This is a genomic window from Paenibacillus oryzisoli (assembly GCF_001653565.1).
Lineage (GTDB): Bacteria > Bacillota > Bacilli > Paenibacillales > NBRC-103111 > Paenibacillus_E > Paenibacillus_E oryzisoli.
Window position 1 is genome coordinate 245,780 of record NZ_LYPB01000069.1, and the last position, 21,609, is coordinate 267,388.

The window sequence follows — 21,609 nt, forward strand, 5'->3', positions numbered from 1 at the left end:
TTCGTGAAAAAAATATTGTTAGTTGACGATGAAATATTAATTAGAGAGATTATTCGCGATTGTATCGATTGGGAGAAAGAAGGATTTATTTACTGTGGAGATGCCTCAGATGGCGAGGTCGCACTTCCGATCATTGAAAGCGTTCAGCCTGATATTTTGATTACGGATATTCTTATGCCTTTCATGAATGGGCTGGAATTAAGCAGTATTATGAGCAAGCAGTTTCCCCATATGAAGATCATAATTATTAGTGGCCATGCCGAATTCGAATATGCAAGAACAGCGATGCAAATTGGTGTGCAAGAATACTGCTTAAAACCAATTAGCCCTACTGATTTATTGAAAGTGCTTCACAAAGTTAGCCAAGACATTGACAAGGAACTTTACATACAAACACAACTTCAATTGCTTAAAGATAAAGAAAATGAACATAGTGTCATTTCCCAAGATAAGTTATTGAATGATCTCTGCAGCGGGTTCATGACCACCTCAGAGGTCATGCATCATAGTGCCGCTATTCGATTGAATATTATTGCTCATTATTATGTCGTTACGGTACTGGATTTACGGGAAATAGAGACCTCTAACCACAATGACATTAATGTTACATGTGAACATGAGCGTTTGCTATTGGATAAGTGCGTCCAACTGAAAGTGAATGTTGAGCATTTGAAATTTCAGCGTAGTCGATCTGAAAGTGTTTGGATTATGAAAAGCGATACCTTGGAGAATTTGAAGCTTGAGTTACAAGCGTTCCAAGATTTACAAAAAGAGATTTCCGAAGGTGTCCATTCTCTCTCGATCTCAATTGGCATAGGCAGTGTGCAAGATCGTCTTCAGAATGTACATCTATCCTTTCTAGATGCCATGGAAGATGCGCACTGGCGGAGACTATCTCGCCAGAACCGAAATGTGTTCCGGGAGATGAAGACAGAAACATTAGATCCGACTCTCTTTTTGGATCGTAGCGCCTTTATGAATTTCCTGAAGATCGGGTCGCATCATAAACTAGGTACTTTTGTCGCTGAATACGCTGCAGCATTCGTTGATATTAATTGGCATTCCTCATCGATTGGCTACTATATTTTAAATGATGTGACCATTGAAGCTTTCAGATCCAATAAAGATATGTACCGACACCTGGCTGAACCCGAGAAATCTCTTCAACAATTCCAACAAATGATCGGTAATATACGAAGTTGGGAGGAAGCTTGTACGTATTTAATTTCCTTGATCGAACAGTTCTGGAATTGGCGCTCGCGCATTTACGATAAATACAGTGATATGATTACAAAAGTTAAAGAGCATATGCAATTGAATTTTGAGAAGGATACCTTTTCCTTACAAGATGCAGCTGAATATGTAAATCTAAGTCCGAATTACTTAAGCAGAGTATTTAGCCAGGAAACGGGTCAAACCTTCATCGAGTTTCTAACCCAAATACGCATTCATAAAGCGATGGATTTGCTAAAAAGCACGTCAGCGAAATCCTATGAGATCGCATTTATGGTAGGCTATAATGACCCCCATTATTTCTCTAATTTATTCAAACGCTTAACTGGCATGACCCCCAAAGAATTTAGAAAGAACGGGACTGCAGGTGAAGCACTCGTTAGTACGAAGGGAGATTCTCTTCATGAGGTTGATTAAATGGATAACGCTTGGAACGATGATGATGCTGGTGTTAACGGGATGCAAAGGTTCAACACCTTCCACGCCCCAAGTTACTTATTCGACATCAAGCTCGCCAGTTTCAACGTTGACTACAACGAAACATGCCGATACACTCACATTTGGGATCCTATATCCGATGACCCATCCTTTCTATGAAATGATTACCGATTCCATCGAGATCGCAAGTAAGCCCCATCCTGTTCAATTAATTGTTAAAGCACCAGATGAAATTAATCTAGAACAGCAAATGCGAATGATGGAAACCCTAATTGCGCAGAAGGTCAGCGGAATCGCTATTGATCCTATTGATCCCAAAGCTTTCGAACCATTGATTAATAAAGCTGTGCAAGCTGGCATTCCTGTCATTTGTTTCGAATCCGATGTGCCTAGCAGCAAGCGCTACTCTTTTATCGGGAGTGATCCGCTTCAGGAAGGTATCCTCATGGGGCAAATAATAGATCGTTTCCTTAAGGGCAGAGGAATGATTATGATCGAGGGAAGTTTGGCAGGCTCTTCTCAAATTCGCCAACGGCTTCAAGGGTTAGAGCACTATTTGAGTCGAAATACGGAAATACAGATTCTCGATAAGAAATATCATAACGGAGATAATGAGAAAGCTATTGCAGATCTGGAATCTATGATTAATGAGCATCCACATTTTGACGCACTTGTTCCTCTGGATATGGTTTCCAGCTCCAATACCATTCTTGTTTGGAAATCCCAAGGATTAAAGCGCTACGCCTTTACATTCGGGATGACACCTGATGTCAAAGAAGCCTTATTAAATGGTCAAATCAACGCTGTGATTTCTGAGAATGAGCATCTGTGGGGGGATAAAATTATCGAACAACTCCTCTCCGCGGCAAAACAAGTTGCTCCAACAGCTTGGATCGATACTGGTTTTCAGGAGATTACACAAGACAAAATAATTAATGAATATTAAAAAAAAAATTATTCTTCAGGAGGCTGGTCAGCCGCCTGAAGAATAACCACCGGTAGATTAGCATTCAGATCCTGTTGTCACCCCATTCAGCCTTCCCCACTTACTTCAGAATAGCCCCGGCCGTCAATGCATTTTCAATCTTTTCATTGCCAATCATATATACGATGATCATAGGTAAACTTGAGAGCACCATGGTTGCACCGATAAGTCCCCAGTCTGAAACACCGACGCTAACGAAGAAGCTTAGCAAGCCGACAGTCAACGGCCGGAACTGATCCTTAGAGGCAATTATGAAGGCAAGCGGGAACTCATTCCAGATGCGCATGAATAACAGTACGCATTGTGTCATAAGTGCTGGCGTGATAATCGGGAATATGATTTTAAAGAAAGTCTGATACACGTTTGTTCCATCTATACAAGCTGCTTCCTCCAATTCCTTGGGGAGGGAACGGAGAAATGCAAATAGCATCAGCACACAGGAAGCGATCGCGAATCCCGAATACGGCAGTATGAGTCCCCAATAACTATCCTTCAGATGCATCCATTTAATTAATTGAAATAATGGAATTAATACAACTTCAATAGGTACGATCAACCCTAAGGACACATAGAATAGTGCCACCGAATTGAATCTCCATTGCATTCTGCTCAGACAATACGCAAGCATACTCCCTGTCATAAGCGTGATGGCAATTGTTCCTACGGTATAAATCAAGCTGTTCTCGAAATAAACAAAGAAATGGTACTTTGACAACGCTTTACTATAGTTCATCCATTCCCATGAATAGGGGATACCGAAAGGATTATTATACGCTTCACTTTTGGACTTGAGAGACATCGAGAACATCCAATATAAGGGAAATAGAAACGTGCAGCCTACGGCTATCCAGAATACACGGCTTAAGTATTTCATGATGATCTCTCCTCCTTAGAACTCCAGTTTTTCTCTAGCGACGAACCGTTGAATGAGAAAGGAGATGAAAAGGCACTCAAGAATAAATACAACCGCAATAGCCGTTCCTTTACCAAATTCAGACGTTTCGAATGCCACATAATACATTTGATAAATAACCGTTCTCGATAAATCGCCCGGTCCACCGGCTGTCATAACGCGAACTTGCGAATAGAATGCCATGGAACCTAACGTAGATAAAATTAGTACATATTTCGTTACATCTTGAAGCAGCGGGATTGTTATTCTCAAGCACACTTGTGCAAAGCTAGCACCATCAATTAAAGCAGCTTCGTAATAATTTTTGGGAATTGTCTTGATTCCCGTATAGAATAGGATGGCGTTCAAACCGATATATTGCCATAGAAAAGTCAGTCCGATACTTGGCATTACCGTGTTCTTTTCAGTAAGCCAGGAATGGGTCCAAGCATCCAGACCCAAGGATCGCAAAATACTGTTAAACAATCCCGACGTTGGTTCGTAGAAGGAAATCCACATTTCTGCGACAACAGTTACTGATAATATGGCTGGAAGCATGGCAGCTGTTTTAAAAAAACGGCGCAACTTTGGTGTTTGTACATCGATAAAAAGAGCAAATATTAAAGAAAGCGGTAAACCCAGCAAGACCGAAATACCTACAATTAGATACGTATTCTTATGAGCAGTCCAGAACGAAGAAGAAGCAAAGATTGCCTTATAATTATCCAAACCGGCGAACCCTAAACTTCGAAAACCATCATGATGATTCAAACTCATCCAAATTTCAGGCAAGAGTGGATACACACAGAAAACACTAAACAGAATCAACGCAGGTGCGGAAAAAATAAATATGGACATTTTGGTGCTGTAGTACTTATTCATGGCTCTCTCCACCGTCTGATTTGATATAGAATCCCCCCGGAATGTAAGTTCCAAGGGGAATTCAGTTTATTGCATCATCGCATGAAATTTATTTCTTAAACCACGTATTTTCACTCCAAATCTTGCCCATTTCCGTTGCGAACTTATCGGCAGGGTATTGCCCTGTCAGTAATTTCGCGCCTAGCGTCGAAAGTTCTGCCGACGTTTTCGCATCCAACGAGTTCAGTGCAAGAGAAGCAATTTTGGTAGGGATAGGATTATACCAGGAAATGAATTTCTTCATTAGCGGCTTAGGTTCTGCTACTGTATTGCCTGTCTTCAGGGCAATTGGGGCACCCGTAGACTCGAAATATTGAGCGTCTGCCATAGCCAGGAATTCTGCCAATTTTACTGCTTCTTCAGGATGCTTGGTTTTTGCGCTAACCGCATATCCATTCAGTGGTGATCCCCAGAACTGAACGTGTTTAGTTGGATCGTATTTATCGCTAGCACTTGGGAACGGGAAGAAATCGACAGTATCATCTTTGGCCAAATTCGGGAGTTCCCATGTGAACATCATGTACATAGCTGCTTTCTTATTGGTAAACATTTCATTGGCTGGACCGTAATCTAGATTAGCAATGCCTTCCGGAAAGACACCTTCCTTGACCATTCTCTCAATACGAGACACCCCTGCTTTGACTGCTGGATTGTTGAAGTCTGTCTTATTGCTCACAAGGTCTGCCATTGCTTGCGGATCGCCAATTTGGATCATCTGCTGAAGTAGGAATAACTTCGGTCCCCATCCATCTTTACCAGGAGTAACTGCAGGCACCATGCCTTTGCCCTTTAGCTTTTTCGATGCTTCGATGAATTCATCGAATGTCTTCGGTACCTGTACGCCTGCTTGCTCGAACATGTCCTTATGGTAGAAAATGACCGGGGTAAAATACGTATCGGCTCCGGAAGATATGCTGTAAATCTTCCCGTCAACATGCTTCAATGCATCCGGAACAGCATATTTATTTAAGAACCCGTCCTTGGTAATTGGTGATGTTAAATCCATAATGCTTCCCGTGCTGTTTAATGGCGTAAAGTAACCTGCATCGTTCCAGAATACATCAGGCATATCACCTGCAGCGTTAAACGTTTTCAGCTTGTTCGCCATATCTTCTCCGCCGCCGCCCGGCTCAAATTCAATTTCAACGTTTGGAAACGCCTTGGCGACATTCGGTTTAATATGTTTTTCCATGATATTATTGCGATTCTCGTCGGTTGTAATCGTTACAACTCTCAGCTTTACCTTCTTATCACTAGCCGGTTTATTTTCTGTCGTAGCCGCCGGAGTTGATGAATTTCCAGGAGTTATGGAAGGCTGAGCTTCATCTTTCGTACTACAACCTGCTGAAACGAGAAGCATACCTGCCATAAGAGATGTGCCGAGTACCTTTACTGTTCTTACCATTTGTTGACCTCCTAAGTTTTAATAAAGTGTATTGTATCTATGGGTTGATCCCCAATGGAAGCGGTATCATCCTTAATTTCATTCTACGGATTCCATACAATTAATTACAGAGACTATTCTCGGACAGAAAGGAAAATTGTTTGCACTTGCAAAAAAAAAGACGCAATGGAACATTATCGATTAATGTCTCATTGTGCCGTTTGCTCAAAACAGCTTTATTGGATATTGTTCACGTATTTACTGGGGGTAATGCCAATAACCTTCTTAAAGCATTTTCCGAAATAATTGGCATCTGCATATCCAACCTGACTTGCCACATGTTGTACGATCTTCTCTCCTTGGTCGAATAGTCCTTTTGCTTTCGAAATGCGTATTTCAGTCAAATAGTCGTTAATTGTAATTGAGGTTTCTTTCTTAAACACATAGCAGAGATGATTATAGTTCATATGGACGCTCATCGCGAGATCTATGATACGTAGTTCTTCATTTCCATAATGACTTTGAATATACGATTTTACCTCGTCTACGACCTTGGCTGCTCTATTTTGCTTTTTGCCATGCACATGGGCAATCACTTTGAGTAGCAGGTTACGAATCCAACTCTCCAGTTCACCAAAAGTGTTCATCTGTTGAATGAACTGAACAATGTCAGTTTGATCCTTATCCTGAAACACATCTTCGAAGCTTTGAGACATTTCATCCAAAAATTCCAAACAAGTGGATACAATTTCAAGTGCCGAGACATATATCATTTCGATTGAAGCATTCTTAGTACGAGCATACTTAAAGTAGGTAACGAGCCATTCCTCTATCTCAGAAATATTTCCAATTCGCATACTCATCAATAAACCGACTCTACTTTCTACGGAGAATACACTAACCTTCATCCCCGATTCGGCTATCATGGAATGATGAATAACCTGATTTCCACCTAAAACAAACCGATGCTTCAATGCATATAACGCTTCTTGGTAGGATACAGATATCGACTCAAAGGAAGGATATCCATTGCCTATGCCAATCGTTAACGTACACCCCAAATTTGTCTGAACTGCTCTTCGAATCGCTTCACTTATCGATTCCATTTGGTCGTTATTATCGGCAGGTAGGCCAATTATCATAACATACCGATCGTTATTATCATGACAACTGGTATAAGGATATGTGCTTTGAATCATTTCTTGGGCAATATTTTGAACAGCCAGCTTGCGAATATACTTGTCTTCTCGGGAAACGACATCATCTTGTGAATCGATGTCGACGACGATGACTACATACAATGGGGCGTGCAAAGTAATCCCCAAATACTGCAACCGTTCTATAGAGGATACAGGATCTAGAGCTCCGCTGCCATGCAGCCATTCATTCAATAACTGCTCCTTTAACATCGGCATATTCGCCTTTGCCTGATTCTTCAAGCGTTCATAATCTTGCCTAACTGATTGCTCCTTATAGATAAGACTCTTAATTTCAAGTAAGGAGTTTCTAAGCTCATCTTCGTCAATTGGCTTTAACACATAATTAAATACGCCAAGCTGTACGGCCATTTTGGCATAGGTAAATTCGCTTTGGCCCGTTAGCATGATAAATTTTGTTTCCTGCTCCGATTGCTTGGCTCTTTGAATAAATTCCATACCGTCCATAATCGGCATATTAATATCGACTAAGACAATATCCGGATTAACTTCCGACATTATAGATAGCGCATCCTGCCCATTCTTCGCCTCACCTGCAATCCGAAACCCCAACTCTTCCCACGGCAACGAAATTTTCAACGCTTGTCTAAAGTAATATTCATCATCGACAATAAGCACTTTTAACATGTCATACCTCCCGCAATGGTCTGAACGGCAAACGGATGGTAACCTTGGTATAACAACCGATTTGGCTCTCGACTTCTAATCCATATTTATCCCCATACAGCATTCTAATCCGATTATGGACACTCCTGACTCCGAAGCCAGCTTTTTCACTCGTGCCCGAGACTTCCCTCAACATCCCCTTTATTTGCGCTTCCTCTATTCCTACCCCATTATCATAAATTTCAATATGTACCTCGTCCCCTACGCGACTTCCAGTAATCCTTAATATGCCTTTTTCCATTTTTCTTTTAAGTCCGTGATAGATGGCATTTTCGACGATTGGCTGCAATGTTAATTTAGAAATGGAGCTCGACATAATTTCCTCGTCGATATCCATTGTATATTCCATATACTCCACATAGCGCAATTGCTGGATTTCCAAATAGCTCTCGGATAGCTGCATTTCTTCTCTTAGTGAGATAATATCGTTTCCTTTACTTAGCGAGATTTTATAAAAATTAGCCATATATTTCGCTGCAGTAATGGCCTCTGTTTTCATATTCAGCTTAATAAGGGATATAATTGTTTCCAGCGTATTATACAAAAAATGGGGTTGCACTTGCGTTTGCAATAATTTGAATTCAATCTCCGCCTTCGTTTTCTGTTCCTCTACATTTTCGGCCAATAGTTCTTCGATACGATCCATCAGATTATTAAAAACATCGTTTAAATATCCGATCTCATCCGACGATTGATACGAGCTTCTGACCGTCAAATGGCCAGTCCGAATATCTCTCATCGTCCTGGAAAGTTGGAAAATCGGTCTTGTGATAGATCGGGACAACAGGTAGGAGACAATGAACGAGAACAACAGACATAATGAGCCTATCCGAATAATTAATTTATTGATCTCCTTACGCTCCACCGTAATTTCATCAATCGGAATCACACTTACAATCGACCATTGCAACGGTTCTAAACGGTGAGTAGATACCAGCACTTTCTCGCTTCCTTTTCCTTGAAAGAAGTTGGTTTCTACTTGCGATGAATGAGGAATCGATATAGAAGTCGCCTCGTTGAAATCGAGGTATAAACGTTCTTTATTCTGGGATGAGATGATTTTCCCGTCTTGATCGAGAATATAGAAATTTCCTCCCTTATAGTTCATTTTCCTTTCATAAATGGAGGCGATGACCGTTTCCCTTACGTATAGAACAACCAATCCTACAGTTTTACCAGTATCTTTATGAATCACTGTTTTGGTAATGGCAAATACGTTGTCATCTCCTTCATAACGGAATTTGAATTTCATTAACCCTGTCAAGACAGGCTGGAAAGAATGATCAATGGCTTCAGGACCGGATCCGAATATGCGGGACGCAAACTCATTGTCGGCGAAGCCTACATCGACCCATTGACGATTAGAGGTGAGAACACTTACCGCTTTAATATTGGTATTAGGCTCAACAATGTTGCTAATGACTTCAGAGAGCGTCTTCTTCATTGATAAATTATCTAACCCTCCCGCATAATGAGCGCTCGATAAGTCATTATTTTTCAAGAAATCGATATAGAGTTCGTTCTGCAATCTGTAATCGGTTGCCAGAATTTTCGAATAATCTTCCACTGTATTGATTAATGTTTGCAGGTTATTGTCAATGAGAACGAGTTCCCTTGACGAATTCTTGACTGCTTTCTCAATAATTGCTTTTTGGGAGACGATGTTGGCGAAAAGCGCAATGATTGAAATTGAAATGATAATAATTAAAATATTCGTGGAGAAAATTTTATTCTTAATCGAGATTCCACTGAAATATTGCTTATACCCCTTCATGTTGAAGCCACCTTTCAACTAAAGCAGACAAACATTAATGTAAGCGCTCACTATTAAACTAACTCATCCCATCCCCATCATTATATAAGGAAGAAATTAACAAAACAATATTCATTCTTGCGCAAATTTTTGCATGAAAAGCCCAATAAGCACATGTCATCCTTAAAGAGACATGCGAGCTTATTGGGCATTAAACACGAGCATTATTGTACCTGTTGAGCATCCATAATTCGAATCATACTTACTACCGCTTCTGCACGCGTGCTGAAAGCCTTCGGTTTCAGCGTACCGTCTTCGTAGCCGTTCAGTACACCCTTAGCGGTCAAAGCCGCAAGAGGCCCTTGTGCCCACTCGGAGACGTCTCCGCGATCCTTATAGTCCAAGTCGATGTTGACAGATGCCAACTGTGCAGCACGTGCAAGGATCACGGCCATTTGCTCCCGGGTGATGTTGTCATCCGGGCCGAAGGTACCATCCTCATAGCCGTCTACGATCCCCATTGCGGATGCTGCCGAGATTGCATCCTTTGCCCAGTGGCTACCGGTATCGGAGAATTCACTTCCACCTGTTGCCGTTAGATGGAACGCTCTAACGATCATGGATACGAACTCGGATCTGGTTACGGTTGAATCAGGCTGGAATGTACCGTCTTGATAGCCGTCGATTGCTCCTGCTTTTACTAGCTTTTGGATACCTGCTTCTGCCCAGTGTCCTTTAATATCGGTCAAGACCGGAGGTTTGACCGATGCTGGCTTTGCTGAAACCAATACGGCAAACTTGGTGAAATGCGTCACGCTCCCAGAAACAGTACCTTTCACAAGGTCGATCTTAATATCGTCCAATTTGACCCATTTGCCGGTTTCTTCGTTGTACCAGTACAGTGCCACCTCATGCTCATCATCCAGCAGGCTGGTGTTGAACGGAAGGGTGATGGTGACTGGTTTCTGGAACGGTCCTGCTACATCCTTGATAATCTCATACACATCTCCAGCCAGCTTCAAATTTGGATCCGGCTTCAGCTGTGAGGTGTCGTTCAACTTTTTAATGCTCACATAAATATCACTTCCTAGTGCTCCTGCCGGCAAGTTAACTGCCGCCCCGTTATTCTCTACCTTGCCGCCTGTGTCTTTATGCACCTTAACCGCGCCTTCCGGTTCAGGGGTCGAGACAGAGGAAGTCTGCCCCGAATTGCCTTGGCCCGAATTGTTCGACGGCGCAACCACACTTAAACTAGCCATGGCGTTCGCGTCGAAATCGACAACGTTCATTGTACTGTCCACGATTTTTATCTTTTTCAGCTCGACCGTTCCGCTTCCCAATGCCGTCGCCTCAAAAACCATTTCCGCCAGTACGACTGTCCCTGTCTCTCCGGATATTGGCCCGACTTTCGTAAACGCCAATGCAACTTGGCTGCCGTTTACGGCAGGCGTAACGGCATAACCGAATCGGGCGCTGGATGCGCTTATGAATCGCAAATGATCGGTGCTGAACGTCGCTTGAAGTTCTGTCGCATATACGTCGGATAGGCCTTGACCGACCACCTGGACTTTGACTTCACGGCCGGTGATCGGCTGATTGTTCGAAACGGAAAGCGTGTACGTCGGAGCGGCGTGAACGACCACAGTCGCCAAGGAAAACACGCTTAACAGAAACGAGCCCGCCAGCAAAAGACGTAAGCAGACGATTCGAATCTTTCTCAGCACGGCGTAGTGACCGTAAGCGTCTCCCGATCGGTGGAAATTAGGCAACAGTGCTGTCACCCTCTTAGTTTGTCTCATTCGTCAACTTCCTCTCCAAATAGATGGGGGAGGAAGACACGAAATCGCCTCCTCCCGACCGTTTAGCCTATCGTTACTTTATGAACCTGGTTCGATTACTGCGAGATTCCTAGAATGCGGTAAGCGACCGACGCCAGATCCTGTATGCCAATTGGACGCGGCGTAGTAATACCTAGTGCTTTGTACAACGTCCAACCGATGTCCGTGTTGCTTTGTCCGTAGTGTCTTCCAATGACCGCCAAATCCCCGATCGTCATTACGCTTGATCCGGACAACGTTTTTAACGATCCGTTGAATACGGATGTCGCTGCTTCCAATTGAGTTGCCGCTTCTTGAATGCCTGCCTGGGACATGGCCGGATCGGCCAGCGCGATGTTGGCGGCAGCCAGTTTGCTTTGCAGCAGCGCTATGGAACCTGGTGCATATTGTCCAAGGAGCGAACCTTCTATCGCGCCGATCAAGCTGCTTTGGGCTAAGGCAATTGCTGCGCTCAGAGCCGTTTTGCTAATACGCTCAATCTTCACATTATGGCTAGCCGAGCTTACCTGCGTTTCAGTGACGCCGTCCGAGATGATGACATGATCGACCGTGATGGCGTTAACCTCGACAGTCGCACCAACGTCTCTGGCCTTGAAGCTCAGTTCCAGCAGATTGTCTGTATTGGAAATGGCCTGGCCTACGCTTGCAGCAAGGAATCGGATGTTAGCCTCACCGCCGCCCGAAGTGCCTTCATGGTCAAGCACAATCGAGAAGCCGTTTACTAGTGAGATGCCTGACAGGTATTCCACCTTCGCAGGGTCGTAGTGAACGGTCAGATCGATTGCATAAACGTTAGAAGTCACGTTGTTCAAACCAAAGTTCAATTTAAATGGTTGCCCGGATAAGATGGAAGCCGCTCCGCTCAGCAGCGCACCTTCTTGACCGCTGATGGTGATCAGCGCGCTGCTGCTCAAACTGGACCCGTTGGCTTTCGCCGTTACTTTCACGACGCCATTCTTTTTGGCCGACAGCAATCCCGTCTCGCTGATGATCGCTGCATTTGTCTCCGAACCGTCTTCTGCGGTAACCGACCATACGACTGGCACTCCCGCTAACATTTGCAGCGTGCCTTCTTTCGTCGTGATGGATGTCGCTCCAGCTGCTCCGGAAACTACCGGCGGCTTGCCGACAAGGGTAACCACACCCCATTGTGAACCGTTCGCATAGGACTGTCCGGTCACGTCATGCCACATGATAACGTCCTGACGGCCACCCGTTGCTTTCGCGTCATTGATCTGCAAATCAAATCCAATTACCCGATCAACCGTTGGCAGGGTTGCTTTAAAGGGGATCTTCGTTTCAATGTAATAACCGCCATCCACAACTTTGGCAAAGGACTCAAATCCCGCGCTGATACTGCCTGGATTGAAGGTTTTCGCATTCAGATAATTAATACGGTATTGTCCCATACCTGTGCCGTAAGAGGTTTGTTTACTATTGTTCTCATCCACAAAGATCTCGACCGAGTCATGCTCATACGCATTGCTGGAGCTATTGTTCAGCTCAGGGGATTTTACACGCACCAGAACATACAAGTTAGTATCGTCCCACAGTACTTTAGCGGAGCCATCCGTCGGACCGTTCGCCATGGTCAAATGCTTAAGGATTGGCAGCGTGGCAGTCGTATCCCAGAGCGGATCGAGCGCAGCCCCGCCGAGAACAGGCGTACCGTATACGGCAGTTGTTACGCCACTCGGTATCAATTGAAGTGCTTTGGTCGCATTACGCAGCGCGTAATAGGAATTATCCACTGCTGCCTGGCCGATATCACCATTGGAGACGGCAGTCTTGGCCTCACTTAATGCGCTAGCAAATACGTTCCATGAATTGTTAGTATAAATGGTAGCTTCCTTGCTATTGACGGACTCAATCAAGGAGGTCAGCAGAGATTTGTCGACTGCTGAAACAATTGGATTCGCGGGTCCACCACGGCCCGCTTTGACATTGTTAAAATATGTTTCTACTTTCGTAATTTCGTCGGTTGTAAGCACTCTGTTGTAAATGAGAACCTGCGAGACCCTGCCCAGGAAGCGGTAAGGGGTTGCAGCCGCCATCGTGTAACCTACGCCCAGATCCGAGCTGTTTCCTAAAAGCGCCTTAGCGTTAGTTCCAGTGCCGATAACATTGTTATTAACATACACGGCTCTATTGGTTCCGTTTAGCTGCGCCCGAACGCTGGCCAGACCGTCAGTCGCTGTTGTTGTAATTTGTTGCCCGCCACCCGATACGCTGCCATCCGTATTACCAAAGCGGATGTTAACTCGGTTTGTTCCAACACCCAGATTAATACCGCTCCAACCGCTGTTGGCAGCCCACGTTTGGTAAGCTTCGTTTAATCCGAAATAAACAAGACCACTTTGATCGCTTGAGTTGTTGGCTGTGGTTGTTGGTCTAGCCAGCGCGTATATCGTCATCTGCGTACTGCCGTTATAATTCTTAAAGCCTGCAGCTTTTAACGGCCTTGACATCGCTGCAAAATCTACATAGTCGTATCCATCGTTCTTTAGCGTAGGATTGCCGGTTGGTGTTCCAAGATTATCACCGCCGCTGCCGGGGACGTTCGCTGGGACAAGCTTCGCTGGGACGCTTCCCATATTTGTCCATCCAGTTACGTTGCCGCTTCCATCTTTTTCCACGCCCTCATCAGCCTTGAGCCATAAGTCAAGACCATCTCTAGGAATATCGGCAGGCGTCATATCGCGCACCACGACACGAGCGTGCGACTGGCTGAGAACATCGCCTTCTTTCGAACGCACATAAATAATGTATGGACCGACCAACTTTGGCGCGGTTATTTCTATCATACTGCCGGAGGCCATTGTTTCTTTGTCGCTTTCAATGAAATTTCCGTCGCTTGATGAAGAAATCCATATCTGTTTAGTAGCGTCGTCCAAATCGTACGCAAACCTGACTTTCCCGCCGGGGGCAACTGACACGTCAGCCGGGAGCAGCCTATTCGCCTCCGATACTGTGGTGGTGAAGTTGAAGGTTATGGCAGGCGTCGAAGTGCTGCCTACCAAAGTCCAGCTTCCTGCAGTGCGGATTTCGTACCCATTCGTCACAGGCTTGCCGTTAAGCGTAAAGGTGTAATCCGTACTCAAAGTCAGTTTAAGCGGCCTTACTGCTGAAACTTCATAGCTCTTTCCATTTTCCACATTAGTTGCCGAACCGCTCGCATCGACGTATACGGTATACTTGGAAGTGGCCGTTGCTCTGCCGTCTCCATATTTGATATACAGTTTGTATTCGCCTGCAGAAGACGGAGCGTTGATTGACTTAACGTCGCCGGCAGCTTTAGTCATGGTAGCGCCTTCATTAAAGACAGTAGTGTTCGCCGGCGCGATCCAAACGGTGTCTTGCGCTTGGAGCAGACCCCTGCGGTTCAGCTTTTCACCTTTACCCATGATGACGTTGGAAGCCAGCTCAAACTCGGTATCGGCAATGAGGCTCCTTGGGATCATATGCGTGTATTCATTAGCAAGACCCGAATTCAAAACGATTTCATTGCCCTTAAGTGGCCAAATACGGCTTGTGCTCTTGTAATTGTCAAAAGTAGTCCTAGGAGCGCCATTCTGGTTATTATCCCCGTCTACGTAACCTTGGACCATAATCATATCGCTTTTGCGCTTCCAGTTGTTAAACTCAATAAGACGGCTTTGCCCCGCAGCATAGGAGAGCTTAGCCTGCACGACGTTGCCTATCATCTTAATGAACGTGCTGCCTTCGTCGGGATGGAACCCGTTCATCCAGTTGTTGGAGCTCGTTGGTTTATCCGTAGGATTTGGGTTAAGGAAGTTGTAGTTCATCTCGGTGAAATTCGTCCAGTTGTCAGGATTCCAGTTACTATTCTTGTTAGTGACAGGATCATTTGTCAAAGGGTAGACGGTGTTGATCGTGTCCCATGTCCCTCCGCCCGGTAAATTACCCGGATCCCCCTGCCGGCCCAGTGAATAAATAGCTCCGGAGTCGTTAACTACCGTGCAAATTTCCTCTACCCGGTTATAGTTTATTTTGTTATTCCTGGAAGTCGTAGATATTGCTGGAGACCTTGCGAGACTTGTTTCATTCGTACCATTGTAAGGGCCCCCGGTCTTGTTGGTCCCTTGGGAGGTAAATCCGAACCCATCATACTCATCCCAACCCCAGCCGATGCTCATGGCGCCGTAAGTGGTGTCATAAATGTAGTTATGCAGCACCTGCATATTCGTTGTGTAGAATGAAGCCAATGCGTTGGCGCCCGGGAATCCGTAGCAGGTCCTGTACAAAAAGTTGTTTGTAATGTAAATATTCTCCGGAACGGCTTCCGTGCCCGCCTTAAATTTTTCCTTATCAACGCCAGCCCAGTTCCTTATTGGCGTGCCAGAGGCCGAAACACTGGATTCATGCGTAATCGCCACATCGTTTTCATAGATATGCTGCGGATGTCCGATTACAATGCCGGAAGCGAGCGTATCTACGATATAGTTGCCCGAGATTTCGATATCCTTGGCATCGTTTTCTACATGGATGCCATTAAATCCGGTAAGCCCAATCTCCCCGTTCAGCACCTTGATGTTCCTCGCCGCGTTGATCATTACCGCTGCCGGCGGTATGTCATACCCTCGGTAGAAAGTTTCATGCCAGTTGATGCTGCTGGGGAAGTAAACTTTGTTCACAATAGAGCCCTGAACAGATGCATAGCCTCGGGAACTGGTCGTTACCGGACCGGATCCGTCGCTATATGTATAGGTGCCTGTCAGTTCAGTCAGTTTGTAGTCGGTATGGGCAAACTTCAACCCGTTGAAGGTTATGTGCTTGACACGTCCATCATCCGAGCCCGCAACAGGGTTCAACCGATCTCCTACAGGGATCCCTCTTATATCGAGGACCGTTTCAAGCCTTGGAATGACCACGTCGGCGGTATTGATATCTTCGCCTGCAAGCGGGATGTAATAAAGCGTGCTTGCCGCCTGATCGAAATAGAAATCTCCGCGTTTGTTAAAGAACTCGAAAGCGTTGCGGATTACTTGGTTATTACCAGCGTTATATTGCGTGTTATTACCCAAAGACTGCGAAATGAACCCATACGGCATCTGGAACCGGAACATGATACCGCCAGGCTTGTTGCTGGCTGCCGGCGCCTCTTCGATCGACGCGAAGGTGATAAAAGGCCTCGCCCATCTGGCGGTGGACCCGCCCGTGCTTTCGGCTTCGATGTTTTGGGGGTTTTTCGTTGCTGTAGTCAGACCCACGCTGGCGTCGAATACGATACCCGCCCGGATGTTGGTGCCATTCTGCCACGCCCAAGGGTTATTGGCAGCGGTAAAGCTGGCTGTGGGGGTGCCCGTGACGGTTCTGTTGGCCGAAGCTATCTCCGAGCTCTTCGTCATGGTGGCAGCCTTATCATTTACATAGAGCGCACGCAGCTTATCGCTCCGGTTAAGGGTCGTTTTATATGCCTTTAAGCCGCCTGTCTGAGTAAGGCCAACCGCTTCTGTCCATACGCCTTTTTGCAGCATTTCGCCAGCGCTGATTACCGGCTTTGCACCCGGCGCCGCCTCATAGCGAATTGTGCTGCTTTCACTTCCTGAATCATTCTTGTCAAAAACGAGAGTTTCATCAAGCGGATAAAAGCCATCGGCAATTTGAACGACGATATCACCACCAGTCTTAGGCAGTGTCCTTACTACTGTTTTTGCCTTAGCAATCGATTTATACGGCTTCGCTTGTGTTCCGTCACCTGTGTTATCATTACCATTTGCAGCAACATAAATCGTTGCACTTGGCGCACTGGCAGCCGCTTCTACCGCTCCTGCATATGGTATCATGGATAAGATCATTACCAGAGTCATAAGCCAAATGAATGCTCTCCTTCTCACTTTCATAAAACCTCCTTGGATTTGCAATTTATAAACTGTTCTGGTTAGCAAGACAGTAGGAGTTTTGTTCAAATCACCCCCTTCCATTCCAAACTTAACAGCGTTATGTAAGCGATATCATTTCTGAGTCCATTGTAGTTTTTCACGACTCTTTCGTACAGAGACAATCATACGGCCAGAAGGAATTTTGTAGGAACATTGATGGGTTTTAGGGGAAAGGGGAATCCTACAAGTCTTCTAGCTTGATTTCGATGTAGTTTCCTGTGTAGTGAATTTGCGTTGTCTTCTCTGCCTCTTTGAGCGATCCACCACCATCTTTAACACCCAGAAATGTTAGGTTAAATGACTGATTTGCCCTCATCCCGGGATAAGTTCCTTGCCGCTCTTTGATAATGAATGTTCGGTTCCCCTCATCCCACACCATAGGAATTAGAGCAAAAACACCCCTTTCATAATTGTAATTGTCTCCTTCGTCTTCATAGTAAACGAAAGAACTATTTTGCCCGGAATAGATACAGATGTGTATGTTATTATTCGGACGTTCTTCAGCAAACTGAATACTCCCGCCCCGAGGCACAATAGATCCTGCCTTTACATAGAGAGGGATACGGTCCAATGGTGCCTCGGCTTCTATCGTTTGCCCACCTGCATAGATGCGATTCGTCCAGAAATCGTACCACTCATTTCCTTGGGGTAAGTAAACATTTCTGGTTTTCTTCACACCTTCAAGCAATTCTGAACCCGCATTGTAATACATAGGCTCGGTGACTGGATTTACTAAGAATGCTGGGCCAAACATGAACTGATCTCCAATGTTATATGTATTCGGATCGTGCCTGAAGTCAAATGATAACGCTCGCATTAAAGTATAATCGTGTTGATATACTTGAGCAGATAGGGCATATATGTATGGCATTAATTCGTATCGAAGACGGAGGAATTTAACAATGGCATCGTAGACAGGCTGGCCTGGCTCACCAAATTGCCATACCTCCCTGGGGGTATCCGTGCCATGAGAACGAAACATCGGAAGAAACGAACCGTACTGGAACCAACGGGCATATAATTCCCGATATCCCATATCTTGGGTGCCTGCGTCGTAGTCCCCATTCCAAAACCACAGATCCGGCTTATTCTGAACAAAGAATGCTCCAATATCCACTGTCCAATATGGGGAGCCCGTTGCACAGAAATTCAATCCAGCTGGAATTTGCTTTCGCAGCGTCTCCCAATTTGCCGCAATGTCACCCGACCATGTTACCGTCCCATAACGATGCTGCCCTGCATAAGCTGAACGTGTCAGGTTAACGACCCGTTTGCTCTCTGTAGTTCGGCGTTGTCCTTCATAAATGCCTCTGGAATGCTGCAAGGAATACGCATTAATGAACTCCGGATCAAGATAAAGCTTGGCTTCTTCTGTATTTATCAGCATCCGTTGTTCTGGCTCAAGCTTAACAGCTCCACTCCAGTCGGCTTCGAAAGGTTCTGTGCAATCACACCACCAAGCATCAATGCCGTGTGCAAAGAGTCCCTCGTTCGCCTGTTTCCAGTACAATTGTCTGCCTTTCTCCTGAAAAGCGTCATACGTTGCCTGATTTCCAAGCAAGCACCCATTCTCATTCATTTCCTTATTGTTATCGCTCTGCGGATTCATAATGGGCCAGATAGAAACCATCAATCGCGTATTCATCCCGTGAAGCTCTTCCACCATAGCTTTCGGATCTGGAAACCGCTGAGGATCAAGCGTTTTCTGACCCCAAAGTTCCCCTGTCCAGGACTTCCAATCCAGTACGATACAATCAAGCGGCAGTTCTCGCTCACGATACTCGCGAACAACGGCTACCAATTCTTCTTGTGACGTATAACGCTCCTTGGACTGGATATAACCGAATGACCACTTGGGCAGCATCGGGGCTTTTCCAGTTAATTCACGGATCCCATGAACAATACTGTCCATCTCCGGACCAAGAATGAAATAATAATCCATTTCATCGTCTACTTCTGTCCATATATAGGAACCGAAAGCATCATCTCGAAACGTCATCATGGAATAGCTGTCTACTATAATGCCATATCCACGCGTAGATGCCAGGACAGGAACAACCGCCTTCATATTTTGTTGATACAAGTATTGATGCGTTCCCCGCAAATTCATTACGCCTTCTTCGTGTGAACCCAAGCCGTATAATGCCTCATCTTCCATCCACTCAAACTCAAGCTTTGTATGAAATGCCTTTCGATCCCTCACTTTGGTCACGTTGTCAGCTCGGACACGCAGGCCATCGGCTCCCTGTCCAGCTTCAATATTGGCGGATTCATCGAATACGGATTTCATAACATCCAGGGGAACCAGCGTTTTTCCTCTGCGATCCGGTTCTTTCGTCAGTAAGGCTCCTGATGCATCCAGATAAGTAAAAGCTCCCGTCTTCTTGAGGATCCGGATTGTCAGTTCTGCCGTTGAAAATACTAGATAACTTTGGAGATCTTCTACGGTGAAGGAAATCTTCGAATCAGGCAAACCTGTTATCATTAGACTTTCTTGTGTACTAAATTCAGTTTCCAATGTATATCGAATCCTAATGATCTTGTTGGAATATGGGGCAAGCATGATTCGCCCGTTAGTCGTTTCTAGCAACAGACGATCCTTCTCCACGCTATGTCGAATGATTTGCATCATGATTCTCCTTGTCAAAGAAATTTGAAATCACTACCCTTTTACAGAGCCAGATGTCATACCGGAAATAATGTATCGCTGACCTAATAAATACAAAATAACAGCAGGCAGACAAGTCATTACAATATCAGCACTTACTAAATTCCAGTCCATTTGATATTGGCCGAAGAAATTATAAACAGATAACGTCATAGGCCACTGTTTGGCATTATTGAGGAAGTACAGCGGAAGCAAGAATTCATTCCATGAATTAATGAAAGCTAGAATAAATGTGGTCACTACAGCAGGCATTAATAAGGGAAATATGATGGAGAAGAATAGCCTTAGTGGGCCGCAACCATCAATAATACCGGATTCGTCGAGTTCTTTGGGAACAGTTCCTACAAATCCATATAAAATAAATACACTAAATGGAATTTGCACGACTGCGTACAGAATAATAATTCCGATTTGCGTATTCATCAAATGAGTCATTTGCATCATCTTGGTTAATGTAAAATAATTGATGGGCAAGGCAATGCCTAGAATTAAGAAAAAATAAAAGAAACGATTTAATCTTGAACGATTTCTAGCATAGATGTAGGCTGCCATAGCCGATAATAAAATACACAAAATTGTAGAAGCTCCCGTATAAAATAAACTGTTCCAAAGTGAACGAAGTAATTTCCCTTTTTCAATGACGACCAGAAAGTTTTCGAAATGCAGTTGTTTAGGCAAATCAAAACCCATTGAGCTGGCCTGCGTTTTATCCTTTAACGAATTAATCACAATTAACAGGAGTGGCGCTAGCGTGATGATGCTCACGATCCAAGCAGTCGTATTTCTCAAAACATTCTTTACCATGTTCAGCTTCATTTGCCCACCTCATCTTCGTTGCTCATCCATTTGACTGCCCAAAAGCCAATCACGATCATAACGAGAAACATAACTGTAGATAAGGCAGTACCTACGCCGTAACGACCGAGGGAGAATTCCTTAAACACGCCCGTATACAGTACTTCTGTTTCGTAGCCTGGCCCACCATTCGTAAGCGCGTACACAATATCAAACACTTTGAATCCATAGATAAAATTAAGAACTGTTGTAACTGTAAGCGCCGGCATCAATAGTGGAACAATGATATGCTTGAATTTATTCCAAAAATTAGCGCCATCCATTTCCGCAGCCTCGTAGTACATATCCGGTATGGCCTGTAGACCTGCCAGTAGAATGACCATAATATAGCCGACCCCTTTCCAGGTATCGACAGCAATAATGGATTTAAAGGCCAAATGGATATCCGTCAGCCAACTTTTAGCCAAAACTTCCAGTCCGATGGATCTTAGGAACTCATTGACCAATCCAACTTCAGGATGCAATACGGACTTGAAAATTAATCCTACAATTAATGTAGGAACGATAACCGGCATAAAGATAACCACACGATGAAAATTCTTACCTTTAATCCCCTGATTTAAGATTAGAGCGAGGAACAGCCCAATTCCCGTTTTCAGTATGGCTGTTGTTATCGTGAACGTAACTGTATGATTCAAATAGGATAGGTATTTCTCATTTCCTGAGAAGATCGTTCGAAAATTATCAAGTCCTATGAATTCAATTCCTTCGCTATAACTATTCCAATCTGTAAATGAAAAGTAAATTCCCATAAATCCCGGAATTACAAAGAAGAGCAGATACAGTACCAATGCGCCAATTGAAAAATAAAAGGGATATATGCTTTTGTTCATTGTAGGACGCTCCACTCCACATT

General features: G+C 44.5%; 12 protein-coding genes. 2 read left to right on the top strand and 10 right to left on the bottom strand.

From position 1 onward, the window contains the following. The first annotated feature begins 3 nt into the window (after window positions 1-3). Together A8708_RS15695 and A8708_RS15700 are read left to right on the top strand one after the other, a co-directional pair. Entirely contained in the window at window positions 4-1,650 is a 1,647-nt protein-coding gene (locus A8708_RS15695; protein WP_068664990.1) for a helix-turn-helix domain-containing protein, read from the top strand. Further along, complete coding sequence (locus tag A8708_RS15700; RefSeq protein ID WP_068664992.1) at window positions 1,637-2,617, top strand: sugar ABC transporter substrate-binding protein; 981 nt, start codon at window positions 1,637-1,639, stop codon at window positions 2,615-2,617. Before A8708_RS15695 ends, A8708_RS15700 begins: the two co-directional genes overlap by 14 nt. A gap of 100 nt (window positions 2,618-2,717) precedes the next feature. On the opposite strand, the gene A8708_RS15705 is transcribed toward A8708_RS15700, so the two are convergent. The 10 genes from A8708_RS15705 to A8708_RS15750 form a co-directional block, all read right to left on the bottom strand. Beyond that, window positions 2,718-3,530 carry a carbohydrate ABC transporter permease gene (locus tag A8708_RS15705; protein WP_068664994.1) on the bottom strand — a complete coding sequence of 271 codons (813 nt, stop codon included), beginning with the start codon at window positions 3,528-3,530 and terminating at the stop codon, window positions 2,718-2,720. A 15-nt stretch (window positions 3,531-3,545) separates the two neighbouring features. After that, window positions 3,546-4,430, bottom strand: a complete 885-nt coding sequence (locus A8708_RS15710) for a carbohydrate ABC transporter permease (protein ID WP_068664996.1) — start codon at window positions 4,428-4,430, stop codon at window positions 3,546-3,548. An 88-nt stretch (window positions 4,431-4,518) separates the two neighbouring features. After that, window positions 4,519-5,874, bottom strand: coding sequence for an ABC transporter substrate-binding protein (locus A8708_RS15715; RefSeq protein ID WP_068664998.1), 1,356 nt, complete (start codon window positions 5,872-5,874; stop codon window positions 4,519-4,521). A 215-nt stretch (window positions 5,875-6,089) separates the two neighbouring features. Beyond that, the gene (locus A8708_RS15720; RefSeq protein ID WP_068665000.1) at window positions 6,090-7,697 is read right to left on the bottom strand and encodes a response regulator transcription factor; all 1,608 of its coding nucleotides are present in this window, start codon (window positions 7,695-7,697) and stop codon (window positions 6,090-6,092) included. 1 nt (window position 7,698) lies between these two features. Next, a complete protein-coding gene (locus A8708_RS15725) occupies window positions 7,699-9,510 on the bottom strand; it encodes a sensor histidine kinase (RefSeq protein WP_068665002.1) in 1,812 nt (603 codons plus the stop codon). A gap of 203 nt (window positions 9,511-9,713) precedes the next feature. Beyond that, entirely contained in the window at window positions 9,714-11,288 is a 1,575-nt protein-coding gene (locus A8708_RS15730) for an S-layer homology domain-containing protein (protein WP_068665004.1), read from the bottom strand. 95 nt (window positions 11,289-11,383) lie between these two features. Continuing rightward, window positions 11,384-17,191, bottom strand: coding sequence for a sugar-binding protein (locus A8708_RS15735; RefSeq protein ID WP_204787552.1), 5,808 nt, complete (start codon window positions 17,189-17,191; stop codon window positions 11,384-11,386). A gap of 220 nt (window positions 17,192-17,411) precedes the next feature. Beyond that, a complete protein-coding gene (locus A8708_RS15740) occupies window positions 17,412-19,859 on the bottom strand; it encodes a glycoside hydrolase family 31 protein (protein ID WP_068665006.1) in 2,448 nt (815 codons plus the stop codon). 33 nt (window positions 19,860-19,892) lie between these two features. Further along, complete coding sequence (locus A8708_RS15745; protein ID WP_068665008.1) at window positions 19,893-20,714, bottom strand: carbohydrate ABC transporter permease; 822 nt, start codon at window positions 20,712-20,714, stop codon at window positions 19,893-19,895. Then, on the bottom strand, window positions 20,711-21,586 hold the full coding sequence (locus A8708_RS15750; protein ID WP_068665010.1) for a carbohydrate ABC transporter permease: 876 nt from the start codon (window positions 21,584-21,586) through the stop codon (window positions 20,711-20,713). The genes A8708_RS15745 and A8708_RS15750 overlap by 4 nt, the downstream gene beginning before the upstream one ends. Between the last annotated feature and the right edge of the window lie 23 nt (window positions 21,587-21,609).